Here is a 14437-nt window from a genome sequence, read left to right as displayed (position 1 = left end):
TTCCTTCAGTAGAGCGGATGCTTATGGTCAGAAAAAAGTCGCACCATTGTGTTCCCCGAGCAGTGGCGGCGGGCGCCGGTATCGTGCGGGGGTCGCGGAGAGGCTGATCGGGTTGGCGATCTGCTGGCTCACCCGCGACCGGTTCGAATCGGTCACCGGCACGATCGGGGCGAGGCCGAGTTCGGTGGCCAGTTCGAGCGCCTCGGCGATCGAATTCACCTTGCCGGCCGGCACGCGCGCGGTCGCCAGCAGTGCGGTCCATTCCGTGGCCGGACGGGTGGCGAGCCGCGCTTCGAGCAGCTCTTTGAGCGCCGCGCGATGGGCGAGGCGGTCGGCGTTGCAGCCGAACCGGTGATCGCGTGCCAGCTCGGGGCGGTCGAGCACCTGTACGAGTGCGCTGAACTGCTTGTCGGTGCCGACCGCGATCGCGATCGGGTCGTCCAGGGTTCGAAACGTTTCATAGGGTGCGATGCTCGGGTGAGCGTTGCCAAGGCGCTGGGGGGCGACCCCGGTGGCGAGGGTGCTCGAGGCCTGGTTGACCAGCCCGGCGAGTAAGGACGAGAGCAGATTCACCTCGACTCGCTGGCCCAGACCGGTCTGCTCGCGCGAGCGCAGTGCGGCCAGAATGCCGACGACCGCGTTCTGCCCGGTCAGTACATCGACGAGGGCGACCCCGACCTTGCTCGGTTCTTCGGCGGCCGAGCCGGTCACGCTCATCAGCCCGCCGACCGCTTGCACGAGCAGGTCGTAACCGGGGAGCGCCGCGCCGCCGGCGCGGCCGAATCCGGTGACCGAGCAGTAGACGAGCTCGGGGCGCTCCGCGGTCAAACTGGCGTAGTCGAGGCCGTACTGCTCCATGACGCCCGGGCGAAAGTTTTCGATCACGACGTCGGCGCTCAGCGCGAGGGCGCGCGCTTCAGCCAGGCCGTTCTCGGTACGTAAATCGCAGACCACAGAGCGTTTATTGCGGTTGACGCTCGCGAAATAGCTACCAATACCGTTCAGGTCGACCGGCGGCACCCAGGCGCGGGTGTCATCGCCGAGCGGGTGCTCGATTTTGATCACATCGGCGCCGAAATCGGCCAGCATCATGGTGGCAAATGGCCCGGCGAGCACGCGAGAAAAATCCGCAATACGGATGCCGTCCAGCGGACCCGTCGTGCGCGCCTCATCAATAATCCCGGTCATTTGGATACTGTATCCAATTTGGCCGAGGAGGGGAAGGAGTGGACGCCTCGTGCGGTCATTGTGGGCACGTTCAGGGCGACCGCGGGCAGGGGGTAAGCCCTCCGTTATTAAACGGTTACGGGGGCGAATGGGCGGTTAAAGATGGCGCCATGCCCATATTTCTGCGAGACTGGAGCTTTGAGCTTGCTCGCACCTCGAGTAATCACGTCCAGTACGTCGGGCATCCCAACAAAGGAATCCCATTGACGGATCAAACATTTCAACTCATTGCAATCGTTTTATATCTCTCAGGCATGGTTGCCATCGGCTACTTCGCCTTTCGTCAGACCAAAGACCTTGACGACTACATGCTCGCCGGCCGAGGACTCAAGCCGGGCACAGCGGCCCTGAGCGCGGGTGCTTCGGACATGTCCGGCTGGCTGTTGCTCGGTCTCCCCGGAGCCATCTACGTGTCCGGCCTCGTTGAGGCCTGGATCGCCATCGGCCTCACCATCGGTGCCTGGCTGAACTGGAAGTTCGTGGCACCGCGGCTGCGCTCCTACACCTTCGTATCGAAGAACTCGATCACCATCCCGAGCTTCTTCGAGAACCGACTGAAAGACACGTCGCGCCTGCTGCGCGTGGTCTCCGGTGTGATCATCCTGGTGTTCTTCACGTTCTACGTCTCCTCCGGCATGGTTGCCGGAGGTGTGTTCTTCGAGGAGTCTTTCGGCTCCACGTTCGTCACCGGCATGCTGATCGTCGGCGGCGTCACCCTGCTGTACACCCTGTTCGGCGGCTTTCTCGGTGCTACCCTCACCGACGTTGCCCAGGGCCTCCTCATGCTCGCCGCGCTGATCGCTGTTCCCCTCGTAGCGCTGAACGCCACCGGCGGAGTCGTCGCAACCCTCGACTCCATCCGCGAAGTCAACCCCGACCTGCTGTCTTTGACCGCCGGCGGATCCGTGCTCGGTGTCATCTCGGCTGCCGCCTGGGGCCTCGGTTACGTCGGCCAGCCGCACATCATCGTGCGTTTCATGGCCATGCGCACCCCGCAGGACGCCAAGGCTGGTCGCCGCATCGGCATCGGCTGGATGATCCTCACCGCCCTCGGTGCTATTGCGACCGCCCTGATCGGTATCGCGTACTTCCAGCAGAACCCCGACTTGGATCTCGCAAACCCGGAGACTGTGTTCCTCATTCTCTCGCAGACCCTGTTCCACCCCTTCATCGCGGGCCTCGTGCTCGCCGCCGTGCTTGCCGCGATCATGAGCACCATCTCCTCGCAGCTCATCGTCTCGTCGTCGGCGCTCGTTGAAGACCTCTACAAGATTGTGGGCAAGGATGCCGCGCCCAAGCAGCTGGTCATGCTCGGCCGTATCGGTGTGCTCGTCGTGGCCGTCATCGCCGCACTGATCGCGCTGCAGCAGAACTCGACCATTCTCGACCTGGTCGGTTTCGCCTGGGCCGGCTTCGGTGCCGCCTTCGGTCCGGTGGTCATCCTCTCGCTGTACTGGAAGAAGCTCTCCACCTGGGGCACCCTGGCCTCCATGGTCACCGGTGCCGTCGTCGTGTTCGTCTGGGGTAACTCCGCCCTCGGCGACACCCTGTATGAGATCGTGCCCGGCTTCGCTGCCAGCATGATCGTGGCCGTCGTGGTCTCCCTCGCCACGTACAAGCCGAACGCCGAGATCGATGCCGAATTCGAACTGGCCGCAGAACAGGCACACCCGAAGTACCAGGCTCCCAAGAAGGTCTCGGTCTAACCACCGGCACCTCGCACTGTACGTTTTACTGCAACGACAGCTGCCCCCGGCCGAAAAGCCGGGGGCAGCTGTCGTTAACGCATCTTTCTATTAGAAGATCATCGGGCGGTCGTCATCGTCGCCGCCCAGATCGAGGTCGACGAGCACCGGAACGTGGTCGCTCGGGGCGTCGCCCTTGCGTTCATTGCGATGGATGCTGGCATCCGTTACCAGATCGGCGAAGGCGGGCGAGCCGAGGATGAAGTCGATGCGCATGCCCTCGTTGCGCGGAAACCGCAGCTGCTTGTAGTCCCAGTAGGTGAAGCCCTCCGGCACGATCGGGCGCACGACGTCGGTCAGGCCGGCTGCCTGGAAGGCCTCGAACGCCGCGCGTTCCGGCGGCGAAATGTGCGTGGAGAGACCGGGAACCAGCGTCGGGTCACCGGCGTCTTCGTCGCGGGGCGCGACGTTCCAGTCGCCCATCATGGCCAGCGCGAGCGTGGGATGGGCCTCGAGCTCCGCGACCGCGTGGGCCTCGAGGGCCTTCAGCCAGGCCAGCTTGTAGTCGTAGTGCGGGTCGCCGAGCGCACGCCCGTTCGGCACGTACAGGCTCCACAGGCGCAGGTCGTTCACGGTCACGCCGAGCGCGCGCGCCTCGAGCGGCTGGTCTGGACCGACCGCACCCTTCAGGAAGCCGGGCATATTCGGAAAACTGGTGACGACATCCGTCATTGGCTCGCGGCTGGCAAACGCCACGCCATTCCACTGGCTCAAACCGTGAATGGCGAGGTCGTAGCCGGCGTCCTCGAACACCTGCGAGGGAAACTGCTCGGGCTTGCACTTGATCTCCTGCATGGCGAGAACGTCGATGTCTTCGCGTTCCATCCAGTCGACGATTCGTCCGGAGCGGGCACGAACGGAATTGACGTTCCAGGTGGCGATGCGCATGACTCCAGCCTATAAGGGCCAGCGTGCCGCCCGGCCAAGCGGATGCCGCCTTCCGCGGTATCGAACGCAGCCCCGACCGTGTTGCGATTGAATGGACATAGATACACGGTTATGGGCGGAAAGGGTATTTTGACGGAGTTGCGGATTGGCTACGCGGCCATGCTGGAGCAGTTTGCACCGGCCGAGGCGGTCGCACTGTCGGCCTACGCGGAGCAGCACGGTTTCACCGGCGTGATGGCGGCCGACCACTTTCAGCCCTGGGTTCCAGCGCAGGGTCAGTCGAGCTTCGTCTGGAGCGTGCTCGCCTCGATCGCCGAGCGCACCACCGGCGACTTCGGTCCCGGCGTGACGGCGCCCACCTTTCGCTGGCACCCGGCCATGGTCGCGCAGGCTTCCGCGACGCTGGCCTCGATGCACCCGGGGCGGCATTGGCTGGGACTCGGCAGCGGTGAAGCGCTGAACGAGCACATTGTGGGCGGCTACTGGCCCGAAGCCCCGGAGCGCATCAATCGCATGTTCGAGGCCATCGAGATCATCTCCAAGCTGTTCGCCGGGTCCCTGGCCGACAAGGACGTCAAGCACTCCGGGCAATTCTTCAAGCTTGAATCCACCCGGCTGTGGACCATGCCGGACGTTGCCCCGGAGATTCTGGTAGCCACGGCCGGCCCGGTCACGGCCAAACGCGCCGGTCGGCTGGCGGACGGCCTGATCACGGTCGGCGCCCCGCTGGAGAAGATCGCGATGCTGTTCGCAAAATTCGACGGCGGCGCCCGCGAGGCCGGAAAAGACCCGTCGACGATGCCCAAGGTGTTGCAGCTACACATGAGCTGGGCCGAAACCGACGAAGAGGCCATGACCAATGCCCTGCACGAGTGGCCGAACGGCGGCATGAAGTTTCCGAAGAGCGATATTCGATCGCCGTTCGAGTTCGAGCAGCTGGCCAAAATGGTGCGTCCGGAGGACTTCGAGGGCCGCATGGTCATCTCGGCCGACCCCGACGAGCACCGCAAATACATCCAGAAATTCGTCGACCTCGGCTTCGATCGCATCTACCTGCACAACGTCGGCCGCAACCAGAAGCAGTGGATCGACGTCTTCGGCGCATCCGTTCTGCCGAAGCTGGTGCGCTGATGCCGCACGACGCCCGGCCCGACGCGGCCGCGGCGGAAGTGGGGGCAATGGAACTGTTCGGCCTCAAGGTGTTCACCCTCGGTGGGTTCGGTGAGATCACGGCCGGTGACGACCTCGCCGCCCTAATCGCGGAGGCCGCTCGGTCCCGCCTGATTGACGGCGATATTGTGGCGGTGACCAGCAAGATCGTTTCGAAGGCCGAGGGGCGGGCTGTGCCAGCGGCCGACCGCGAACAGGCGATCACCGAAGAGACCGTGCGGATCGTGGCCTCACGCGCCTACCCGGGTGGAGTCACCCGCATCGTCGAGAACCGGCAGGGACTCGTGATGGCGGCGGCCGGCGTCGACACCAGCAACGCGCCCGCGGGCGTCGTGCTGCTGCTGCCGGTGGATCCGGATGCCTCCGCTCGCGCGCTCTGCACAGCCCTTCGCGAGCGCACCGGCCTGCGGCTCGGCGTGCTGATCACCGATACTGCCGGGCGCCCGTGGCGCGAGGGCCAGACCGACATCGCCATCGGTGCGGCGGGGCTTGTGGTACTCGACGACCTGCGCGGCACAACGGATGTCTCGGGTCGCCGCCTCGACGTCACCGTCGCGGCGGTCGCCGACGAGATCGCCGGAGCCGCCGATCTGGTCAAGGGCAAGACCAGCTGCAACCCGGTCGCCGTGCTGCGCGGACTCGGACGACTGGTCGGCGACCTCGATGCCGTCGGCGCCCGGGCGTTACAGCGCCCGAGCGACACCGACATGTTTAGGCTCGGTACCACCGAGGCCCGCGCCGAAGGGTATCGCGAGGGGTTCGCCGCCGGGTTGGCTGCAGCAGCCGAGAAAAGCTAGATCGAGATCGTGAGGTTCTGGATCAGGCCGGTCTCGGCGGCGAGCTCGAAGCGGTAGCTGAGGTCGACGCTGCGGCCGGGAAAGTTGCCCTCGATGCGGTTGATGACGGTCGTTGCCGCCTCGTCCTTCTCGGTGCGCAGGAGGGTGGTCGTGTATTCGAACTCGGCGGCGCTGCCGGCCAGCCAGGCCGTGATGGCCGGCTCGCCGGTGTACGTCTTGCCGTCGTCGTCGACGACGACAGCGTTTTCGACAAAGGTCGCTTGAGCGGAGGTGGGCTTGGCGCTCGCGCTGCGCTCCAGATAGGTGACGATCGCCATGGGAAGCGCGCGAGCCTGTGCGGTGAGTGACTGTGACATGGGACCTCCTGGGCCGTTCATTCGAACGTACGGATGTTGGCTACTCGACCCCTGAGGCTACCGCTTGCCGGGTTGCGCGGGTTTGCCGGCGGAGCGCTGATAGCGTATTTACCGTGGATCAGACTCGGTGGGTGGTGGTCGTCCCGGTGAAGGGAACCGCCGGGGCGAAGAGCCGCCTCGGGGCCGGAGCCGGGCGGGCGGGCCTCGCCGATGCGTTCGCGTTGGACACGGTAGCGGCGCTGGTGGCGGCATCCGCTGTGGAGCGCGTGTTCGTGGTGACCGCGAGTGCACGGCTCGGCGTGCTTCTCGCCGCACTCGGCGCCGTCATCGTGCCGGAGGTGCCGGGCCCGGACGCGGGGCAGGACCGATTGAACGCCGCGATCGAGCAGGGTGCCGAGGCGGCCCGGTTCGCGTGCCCCGACGCGAATCTGGCCGTTGTGACCGGAGATCTGCCGGCCCTGCACGTGGCCGATGTAGAAACGGCGTTCGCGCTCGCGGCCACGCACCCGCTCTCGATGGTGGCCGATGCGGAGGGCGTGGGAACAACGACGCTGCTCGCGCAGGCCGGCTACAGGTTCACTCCGCGGTTCGGTCTCGGCTCCCGCGCCGCGCACGAGGGCGACGGGCACGTCGTGCTGGACTTGCCGCTGAGCTCGTCGCTGCGACGCGACGTCGACACCGCAGCCGACCTCGACACCGCCCGGGCGCTGGGGCTCGGGCCGCACACGAGCGAACTGGTCTAGCTCCTGGCTCCGGGCCACAGCGCCAGGGCGGCGGCCGCCATCGCGGTCGTGGCGGGCAGGTCGGTCATCCACAGTGGCACAGCGGCCGAGCGGATGCCGGCGGCCGCGAGAGCGGGCAGGGCCACGGCATCCGATTCGTCGATGAGCCAGCCGTCGAGGATGCCGCCCCGGCTGCGGGCACCGTAGTGCAGCGCGACCGCGAGTGCACTGGTCTCGACCCCGATCGTGCGGAGGCAGGCGTCGGCCATTCCGCGCACCGCCGCGCCGCCGACAATCGGAGAGACGCCGACCACGCGGGCCGCGGTCGACCGCAGCGCATCACGTATGCCCGGAACGGCCAGGATCGTGCCGACCGACACGACCGGATTCGACGGCGGCAGCACGACGAGGTCGGCCTCGGTGATGGCTTCGAGCACCCCCGGCGCGGCGACCGCGTCGGCGAGTCCCCGCTGCTCGAACCCGGTGATCGGCACCTTCGCCCGGTAGCGAACCCACCATTCTTCGAAGTGGATATAGTCGCCCACGGAGTGCTCATCTATATTCTCGGCGAGGCATACGTGGGTTTCCACGGGCTGATCACTCATCGGCAGCAGCCGCACCCCGGGCTGCCAGCGGCGGCAGAGAAATTCCGTCGCTTCAGAGAGCGTCGAACCGCTGCGCAGTAGATCGGTGCGCACGATGTGGGTGGCCAGATCGAGATCGCCGAGGGTGAACCAGGACCAGCCGCGACCGTAAGCCGCGATCTCAGCGGAGGTCCTCCGGGTCTCGTCGGGGCGGCCCCAGCCCTGCTCCTCGTTGATACCGTCACCGAGCGTATACATGACCGTGTCAAGGTCGGGGCAGATGCGCAGCCCGTCCAGCCACATGTCGTCGCCCGTGTTCACAATCACCGTCACGGTGGCGTCTGGAGCTTCCACCGCGAGCTGCGCCAACACACCGCGGGTGAAACGGGCACCGCCGACACCGCCGGCCAGAACGGTCACGCGCTTCAGGCTCGTCATGCCGACGCCGCTCATGCCGACACCGAAGCAGCCGCATAGACGATGACCGGATGACCGCCGCGCGGATGCTCGAGAATGTAGCAGTCCACGCCGTAGACGGCGCCGATGATCTCGGGGGTGAGCACCGCAGCGGGCGTGCCGGAGGCTACCAGCAGGCCACCATCGAGCAGCAGGATGTGGTCGCAGTAGGCCGCGGCGAGGTTGAGATCGTGCAGGGCCATGATCGCCGTCACGCCCAGCTCGCGCACCTGCCCGAGCAACGAGAGCTGGGCACTCACGTCGAGGTGGTTGGTCGGTTCGTCGAGCAGAAGCAGGCTCGGTTGCTGCGCCATGGCCCGGGCGATCTGCACGCGCTGCTGCTGCCCACCGCTCAGAGTGGGCCACGACCGATCGGCCAGAGTTCCCGCACCGACCAGTTCGAGGGCGTCCAGAGCGACCGTGCGATCCTCCGCGCCGCTGAACGAGCCCATGAGTTTGGTGCGGTGTGGAATGCGCCCCAGCAGCACAACCTCAAGCACGGTCAGTTCCACACTCGGGGCGGCGTTCTGCTCGAGCAGCGCGATCCGCCGGGCCGCCTCGCGCCGCGGAAGGGAGCCGATGGCGACGTCGTCGAGGGAGGCGGTGCCGGCATCCGCTGTGTCGATACCCGCGATCAGGCGAAGCAGGGTGGACTTGCCGGCGCCGTTCGGCCCGAGCAGGCCGGTAACGCTGCCGGTGGGCAGTGACGCCGAAACGTCCCGCAAAATGCTGGTGCCGTCGACGCTGAACGACAACCGATCGAGTTCTACGCCCACAGCTTCGACTTCTTTCTCTTGATCAGCAAAATGAACACCGGCACGCCGATGAACGCGGTGATGATGCCCACCGGCAGCTCGCGCGGATCGAACACGGTGCGCGCGAGGGTATCGGCGATCACCAGGAACAGCGCCCCGCAGACCGCGACGAGCGGGAGCAGGCGGCGGTGGCCCGGGCCGCTGATGCCGCGCACCAGGTGCGGCAGAATGAGCCCGACGAACCCGATGGACCCGCTCACGGCCACCATGGCCCCGGTGAGCAGAGCGACCGAACCGAGCAGGGCCCAGCGGGTGCGATTCACATTGATGCCGAGGCTGGTCGCCGACGTGTCACCGAAGGCGAACGCGTCGAGCCGGGTCGCCGACAGGACAATGCCGGTGCCCACGACCAAAACGGCTGTCGCCGCGATCATTACGCTCTGCCAGGTGGCACCGGCCAGCGAGCCGAGCAGCCAGTTGAGGATCTCGCGGTAGGAGTCGCCCTTGGCCGCCCAGAAGATGATGAACGAGGTGAGGGCACCGGCGAGCTGGGCGATGGCCAGGCCGGCGAGCACGGCCCGCACCGGGGTGATCGTTCCCCCGACCTTGGCGATGCTGAGCGTCGCCATTAGGGCCAGCAATGCCCCGGCAAACGCTGCGGCCGGCAAGGCAAATCCGATGCCGAGAATGACCACGCACACCGCACCAACGGATGCCCCGCTCGACAGCCCGAGCAGGTACGGGTCGGCGAGGGGATTGCGCGTCACGCTCTGCATCACGGCGCCGCTCAGGGCGAGGCCCGCGCCGACCAGGGCGGCCGTGAGCACGCGCGGTAGCCGGAGCTGCCAGACGATCGAGTCGATGAGTAGCGGTACCGGCTCGACGGGCAGGCCGAGGTGCGCGCCGATGCTGCCCGCCACCTGGGCAAGGCTCACCGCTGCCGGCCCGATGGTCACGGCAACCGCGCACCCGAGCACGAGTAGAGCGGCTGCCGCGACCAGCCACCCGAGGTACTTACTGCGGGTCACTCGTCGAGCGCGGCTAGCTGCGAGATCGTGGACGCCGTCGCTTCGACGTTGCGGATGCCGGCCTCGGTCGCGGCGAACGGCAGGATGATGTAGCGCTGGTTCTTGACGGCGTCGAGCACCTGCGTGGCCGGGTCGGACTCCAGGTGGGCGATCTTCGACGCGGCGGTGTTCCAGGTGGCGTCGACGAGCACGATGACGCTCGGGTTGGCCTCGATGATCGATTCCCAGCCCGCCGAGGTCCAGGTGTCGCTCACGTCGGCGAAGATGTTGGTGAGCCCGGCGGCGTCCATGATCATCTCGGGTGAGCCGATACCAGCACCGACATAGGGGGTCGTGGTGCCGCTCGAGTACCACAGGGCCGTGGTGTCGGTCGCGGTCGGCTTGAGGGCGGCGAGGTCGGACTGCAGGCCGCTGACCAGCTTGGCTGCGGCATCCGTTGCGCCGAAGATGGCACCGGCCTCGTCGATTTCGGCGAAAACCGTGTCGAAGGTGAGCGGGTTCGGCATGGAGTCGCCCTTGCAGGCGGCCGGCGAGACGTAGGTTCCCACGCCGAGAGCCTCGAGGGCGGGGCGCTCGCCCACGCCGTCGGCGCTGAAGTTGGATTCCCACCCGCCGTAGATGAAGTCGGGGTTCAGGCCAAGCACCGCCTCCTGTCCGGGCAGAAAGTCGCTGATCACGGTGAGGTCGGCGCCGGCTGCCGCGAGCGACTCAGGTAGGGGCCCGTCGAGAAAGGCTGAGCCGACGATGCGGTCGCCGAGTCCAAGGGCGAGCAGCAGTTCGGTGGCCGAGGACTTGATCGACACGATCCGTTCGGGGGCGGCTGCGACGGTGACGCTGGTGCCGCAGTTGTCAGCCGTGATGGGGTAGCCCGCGCGGGCAGCTGTTGACGAAGCGGGGGACGAGGCCAAAGTGGCGGCGGGCGTTGTCGTGGCGGCGCATCCGCTGAGCAGCAGGGCGGCGTTGATGCCGACGCCGATGAACAGAAAACGGGAACGACGGAGCATGTGGGACCTCACAAAATTTGGGCGCGGTAAACTGGACTGTCCAGCGACCTGCTGCCCAAATCGAGGCAAGCTCAACCAATAAAATCTAATCGGTGGTCGTGAACACCGTATCAGGGGCGCAGAAAAAACAGGGCATAGGCTGAACAGGCTGAGTAACTCGACGAGGGAGAGCGCATGTTGAAGCTGGGGCTGAAGGCGTCGGCGGAGCAGTTCGCACCGCGAGAATTGGTCGAACTCGGTGTCATGGCCGAGGAACACGGGCTCGACAGCGTGACGGTGAGCGACCACTTTCAGCCCTGGCGGCACGAGGGCGGGCACGCGCCGTACGCCATGGCCTGGATGGCCGCGGTCGGCGAGCGCACGAAGCGGGTGCAGATCGGCACGTCGGTGATGACCCCCACCTTTCGCTACAACCCGGCCGTGATCGCCCAGGCCTTCGCCACCATGGGCTGCCTGTACCCCGGGCGCATCATGCTCGGCGTCGGAACCGGCGAAGCCCTCAACGAGATCGCCACCGGTTACCGGGGTGAGTGGCCCGAGTTCAAGGAACGCTTCGCCCGCCTGCGCGAGGCCGTCGACCTCATGCGCCAGCTCTGGACCGGCGAACGAACCGACTTCGACGGTGAGTACTACAGCGCGGTCGGTGCCACCCTGTACGACGTTCCGGATGCCCCGGTGCCGGTCTACATCGCGGCCGGCGGCCCCGTCGTGGCCCGTTACGCCGGCCGGGCGGGTGACGGCTTCATCTGCACCTCGGGCAAGGGCATGGAGCTCTACACCGACAAGCTGCTGCCGGCCGTGGCTGAGGGCCTCGAGAAGGTCGGGCGCCCGCAGGACGACATCGATCGCATGATCGAGATCAAGATCTCCTACGACACCGACCGGGACACCGCGCTCGAGAACACCAGGTTCTGGGCGCCACTGTCCCTCACCCCCGAACAGAAGCACTCCATCCAAGACCCGCTCGAGATGGAGGCCGCTGCCGACGCCCTGCCGATCGAACAGGTCGCCAAGCGCTGGATCGTGGCGTCCGACCCCGACGAGGCCGTCGCCTTGATCAAGCCCTACCTCGACGCGGGCCTCGACCACCTGGTCTTCCATGCCCCCGGCCATGACCAGAAGCGCTTCCTCGACCTGTTCGAGCGCGACCTGGCCCCCCGGCTGCGTCAGCTGGGCTGATCCGCGCGCTGGCCGAAGCCCGCTACGCCCAGCGCGCCCCGACCTCGTGCAGCGCGGAATCAGGCGGATGCGCCGCTGCGGCCAGGGCCTCGGCCACCGGCCGAATATCGTCGGGCAGGGCACCGGCGGTCACGCGAATGAACGCGGGACCGCCGGTGCTGGAAAGGTACGGGGTTGCGAGAAACGGCGAGCCGCCGGCCACCCGAATGCCGGAGGCGGCCAGGCGCACCATGGCGTCCCGTTCGTTTTGCACCGGCAGCCAGGTGTTGATACCGTCGGCCTGCACCACGTCGAGGCCGAACTCGCCCAGGGCATCGGCGAGGGCACGCTGCCGGGCGAAGTAGATGCGCCGGGCCTCGCTGATCTGCGCCATGCTCTCGCCGTTGGTGAGCAGGTCGTGCAAAATTGTCTGCAGCATGCGGCTGGTCCACCCCGGGCCGAGCATCCTGCGGGACACGATCGGGTCGATCAAAGCGGCCGAACCGCCGAGGGCGGCCATGCGGAGGTCGGGGCCGTGCGACTTCGAAAAGCTGCGCACGTGCAGGGTTCGTTCGGGCAGCCAGACGCCGAGACTCACATCGGGGGCGATGCTGATCTCGGCGGAGTGGTCGTCTTCGATCACGATGGTGTCGGCGCTGGCCGCCGTTGTGCGCAACAGGTGGGCGAGTTCCTCGGCCCGCTGCACGGTCATCGACGCGCCGGTGGGATTGTGCGCGCGCGGCTGCAGGAGCACGACGGCCGGACCGAGTTTGAGGGCTTCGGCGAAGTCGGCCGGAATGATGCCGTGCTCGTCGACGGCCACCGGCAGCCGCTCCAGCCCGAGCTGGTCGAGCAGGTCGAAGAACGGTGGGAACGACGGGTTCTCCACGATCACCCGGTCGCCGAAGCGAGCGACCGCATCGAGGCTGCGCGAGATGGCGTCGAGGGCACCGTCGACGATGGTGATCGTCTCCACCGGGTACGGCCACGAAGTCCGCAGTACCTCGAGCAGCTCCGGAATAATGGGCAGATCCTGATAGCTCGGCGTTTCCGCGCGCTGCGCTACCCGGGAGAGCGCCGGCCCCAGCGCCGGCAACAACCGCGGGTCTGGCGTGCCGTGGGAGAGGTCGAGGCGGGCCGGACCGACCGCGCCGATCATGGACTGGCTGCGGGCCGGCAACCACCTGGGCGCGGCATCCTGAACGAAGGTGCCGCCGCGACCACGCGACACGATCAGGCCGACCGCGGAGAGCGCCTGCCAAGCGTGGCTGACGGTCGCGGGGCTCACGCCGAGCTCGCCGGCCAGCAGGCGCACGGTGGGCAGGCGGTCGCCCGGTGCGAGGCGACCGGAGGCGATCAGCCGCCCGATGGCCGCGGCGATCCCCGCGGGGGTGCGCTGCTCAATTTCGTCGATAAAGTTCTGCATTGCCCTTGCCCCTGGGTGCGTTGGCCGACAGGATGATTAATGCGTGCGATACACAGAGAAACACATTTGAAATGTTTACGTCAAATAATAACAATACGAACAGCGCGGTTCGTTACGGTCATTGACTAACGAAGCAAGTGGAAGGCACAGCATGAGCAACGGCACCACCTCCGACACCAGAAACATCGTTCGAACGGCGATCACTCAGGCCACCTGGACCGGTGATGAAGAATCCATGATTCAGAAGCACGAGGGATTCGTGCGCACCGCGGCCGCCCAGGGCGTTCAGGTGATCTGCTTTCAGGAACTCTTTCACGGCCCCTACTTCGGCATCGTGCAGGACGCCAAGTACTACGACTACGCGCAGCCCGTTCCCGGCCCCATCGTCGAACGGTTTCAAAAGCTTGCGAGCGAGTACAACATGGTCATCGTCGTTCCGATGTACGAAGAAGAACAGCCCGGCGTGCTCTACAACACCGCCGCGGTCATCGATGCCGACGGAACCTATCTCGGCAAGTACCGCAAGCACCACATTCCGCACCTGCCCCAGTTCTGGGAAAAGTTCTACTTTCGCCCCGGCAACACCGACTACCCGGTGTTCGACACCAAGTACGGCAAGATCGGCGTCTATATTTGCTACGACCGCCACTTCCCGGAGGGCTGGCGGGCGCTCGGCCTGAACGGCGCGGAAATCGTGTTCAATCCCTCGGCGACCAAGCCCGGGCTGTCCAACCGGCTGTGGGAGCTCGAGCAGCCAGCCGCCGCGGTCGCCAACCAGTACTACGTCGGCGCGAACAACCGCATCGGCAACGAAGAGGCAGAGTTTGGCGACGAGGCCGTGACGTTTTACGGCAGCTCCTACTTCGTTGATCCCAAGGGCAACTACGTGGGCGAGCGGGCCTCGACCGACACCGAGGAGATCGTCGTGCGTGACCTCGACCTCGGCGTCATTCGCGAGGTGCGCCGCGACTGGCAGTTCTACCGCGACCGTCGCCCCGACTCGTACGCGCCCCTCGTCGCCCCTTAAAGCGCACGGCGCAGTTAAATCAGCACTGCGGAGGCTGCCGACCGACCCGGTCGGCAGGATCCGCTATCCCTGACACTTTTCAGCGAAGAGGATG

General features: G+C 66.6%; 14 protein-coding genes. 6 read left to right on the top strand and 8 right to left on the bottom strand.

Features of this window, described 5'->3' with window-relative positions; genetic code table 11:
• Positions 1-27: 27 nt before the first annotated feature.
• Positions 28-1188, bottom strand: coding sequence for a CaiB/BaiF CoA transferase family protein (locus E3O11_RS07675; protein WP_092447923.1), 1161 nt, complete (start codon positions 1186-1188; stop codon positions 28-30).
• Positions 1189-1430: 242 nt separating this feature from the next.
• Here E3O11_RS07675 and putP point away from each other — a divergent pair, with 242 nt between their 5' ends.
• Positions 1431-2933 carry a sodium/proline symporter PutP gene (gene putP, locus E3O11_RS07670; protein ID WP_092447922.1) on the top strand — a complete coding sequence of 501 codons (1503 nt, stop codon included), beginning with the start codon at positions 1431-1433 and terminating at the stop codon, positions 2931-2933.
• 90 nt (positions 2934-3023) lie between these two features.
• Here putP and E3O11_RS07665 read toward each other — a convergent pair whose 3' ends face one another.
• Positions 3024-3860, bottom strand: a complete 837-nt coding sequence (locus E3O11_RS07665) for an exodeoxyribonuclease III (RefSeq protein ID WP_092447921.1) — start codon at positions 3858-3860, stop codon at positions 3024-3026.
• A gap of 111 nt (positions 3861-3971) precedes the next feature.
• On the opposite strand from E3O11_RS07665, the gene E3O11_RS07660 reads away from it, so the two are divergent.
• Positions 3972-4991, top strand: coding sequence for a TIGR03557 family F420-dependent LLM class oxidoreductase (locus E3O11_RS07660; RefSeq protein ID WP_092447920.1), 1020 nt, complete (start codon positions 3972-3974; stop codon positions 4989-4991).
• A gap of 47 nt (positions 4992-5038) precedes the next feature.
• Complete coding sequence (gene cofE / locus E3O11_RS07655) at positions 5039-5827, top strand: coenzyme F420-0:L-glutamate ligase (protein ID WP_092448181.1); 789 nt, start codon at positions 5039-5041, stop codon at positions 5825-5827.
• Here cofE and E3O11_RS07650 read toward each other — a convergent pair.
• Positions 5824-6183: a DUF5110 domain-containing protein gene (locus E3O11_RS07650; RefSeq protein ID WP_092447919.1), complete on the bottom strand. Its 360-nt coding sequence runs from the start codon at positions 6181-6183 to the stop codon at positions 5824-5826. The genes cofE and E3O11_RS07650 overlap by 4 nt on opposite strands.
• A gap of 113 nt (positions 6184-6296) precedes the next feature.
• Here E3O11_RS07650 and cofC point away from each other — a divergent pair, with 113 nt between their 5' ends.
• Positions 6297-6926, top strand: a complete 630-nt coding sequence (cofC, locus tag E3O11_RS07645) for a 2-phospho-L-lactate guanylyltransferase (RefSeq protein WP_092447918.1) — start codon at positions 6297-6299, stop codon at positions 6924-6926.
• On the opposite strand, the gene cofD is transcribed toward cofC, so the two are convergent.
• The 4 genes from cofD to E3O11_RS07625 are packed head-to-tail and all read right to left on the bottom strand — an operon-like array spanning position 6923 to position 10732.
• Positions 6923-7942 carry a 2-phospho-L-lactate transferase gene (cofD, locus tag E3O11_RS07640; RefSeq protein WP_233195008.1) on the bottom strand — a complete coding sequence of 340 codons (1020 nt, stop codon included), beginning with the start codon at positions 7940-7942 and terminating at the stop codon, positions 6923-6925. The genes cofC and cofD overlap by 4 nt on opposite strands.
• Positions 7939-8721: an ABC transporter ATP-binding protein gene (locus E3O11_RS07635; RefSeq protein WP_092447917.1), complete on the bottom strand. Its 783-nt coding sequence runs from the start codon at positions 8719-8721 to the stop codon at positions 7939-7941. Before E3O11_RS07635 ends, cofD begins: the two co-directional genes overlap by 4 nt.
• Positions 8712-9728 (bottom strand): putative F420-0 ABC transporter permease subunit, encoded by a 1017-nt coding sequence (locus tag E3O11_RS07630; protein WP_092447916.1) that lies wholly within the window; start codon positions 9726-9728, stop codon positions 8712-8714. The genes E3O11_RS07635 and E3O11_RS07630 overlap by 10 nt, the downstream gene beginning before the upstream one ends.
• Positions 9725-10732: a putative F420-0 ABC transporter substrate-binding protein gene (locus E3O11_RS07625; protein WP_092447915.1), complete on the bottom strand. Its 1008-nt coding sequence runs from the start codon at positions 10730-10732 to the stop codon at positions 9725-9727. Before E3O11_RS07625 ends, E3O11_RS07630 begins: the two co-directional genes overlap by 4 nt.
• Positions 10733-10906: 174 nt before the next feature.
• On the opposite strand from E3O11_RS07625, the gene fgd reads away from it, so the two are divergent.
• On the top strand, positions 10907-11911 hold the full coding sequence (gene fgd / locus E3O11_RS07620; protein WP_092447914.1) for a glucose-6-phosphate dehydrogenase (coenzyme-F420): 1005 nt from the start codon (positions 10907-10909) through the stop codon (positions 11909-11911).
• Positions 11912-11933: 22 nt separating this feature from the next.
• Here the strand turns inward: fgd and E3O11_RS07615 are convergent, their stop codons facing one another.
• Complete coding sequence (locus tag E3O11_RS07615) at positions 11934-13316, bottom strand: aminotransferase-like domain-containing protein (RefSeq protein WP_092447913.1); 1383 nt, start codon at positions 13314-13316, stop codon at positions 11934-11936.
• A 151-nt stretch (positions 13317-13467) separates the two neighbouring features.
• Here E3O11_RS07615 and E3O11_RS07610 point away from each other — a divergent pair, with 151 nt between their 5' ends.
• Positions 13468-14343 carry a nitrilase-related carbon-nitrogen hydrolase gene (locus E3O11_RS07610; protein WP_092447912.1) on the top strand — a complete coding sequence of 292 codons (876 nt, stop codon included), beginning with the start codon at positions 13468-13470 and terminating at the stop codon, positions 14341-14343.
• Positions 14344-14437 lie beyond the last annotated feature (94 nt).

Source organism: Cryobacterium levicorallinum, assembly GCF_004402405.1.
In the GTDB taxonomy this organism is placed as follows: domain Bacteria; phylum Actinomycetota; class Actinomycetes; order Actinomycetales; family Microbacteriaceae; genus Cryobacterium; species Cryobacterium levicorallinum.
The sequence above is the reverse complement of the archived record's forward strand: the minus strand, read 5'-3'. Positions and strand labels throughout refer to the sequence as shown.

Bases quoted from the DNA above. Each gene is read 5' to 3' on its own strand.
- E3O11_RS07675 (WP_092447923.1), bottom strand. From the start codon at position 1,188: ATGACCGGGATTATTGATGAGGCGCGCACGACGGGTCCGCTGGACGGC.
- E3O11_RS07665 (WP_092447921.1), bottom strand. From the start codon at position 3,860: ATGCGCATCGCCACCTGGAACGTCAATTCCGTTCGTGCCCGCTCCGGA.
- E3O11_RS07660 (WP_092447920.1), top strand. From the start codon at position 3,972: ATGGGCGGAAAGGGTATTTTGACGGAGTTGCGGATTGGCTACGCGGCC.
- cofE (WP_092448181.1), top strand. From the start codon at position 5,039: ATGGAACTGTTCGGCCTCAAGGTGTTCACCCTCGGTGGGTTCGGTGAG.
- E3O11_RS07650 (WP_092447919.1), bottom strand. From the start codon at position 6,183: ATGTCACAGTCACTCACCGCACAGGCTCGCGCGCTTCCCATGGCGATC.
- cofD (WP_233195008.1), bottom strand. From the start codon at position 7,942: ATGAGCGGCGTCGGCATGACGAGCCTGAAGCGCGTGACCGTTCTGGCC.
- E3O11_RS07625 (WP_092447915.1), bottom strand. From the start codon at position 10,732: ATGCTCCGTCGTTCCCGTTTTCTGTTCATCGGCGTCGGCATCAACGCC.
- fgd (WP_092447914.1), top strand. From the start codon at position 10,907: ATGTTGAAGCTGGGGCTGAAGGCGTCGGCGGAGCAGTTCGCACCGCGA.
- E3O11_RS07615 (WP_092447913.1), bottom strand. From the start codon at position 13,316: ATGCAGAACTTTATCGACGAAATTGAGCAGCGCACCCCCGCGGGGATC.
- E3O11_RS07610 (WP_092447912.1), top strand. From the start codon at position 13,468: ATGAGCAACGGCACCACCTCCGACACCAGAAACATCGTTCGAACGGCG.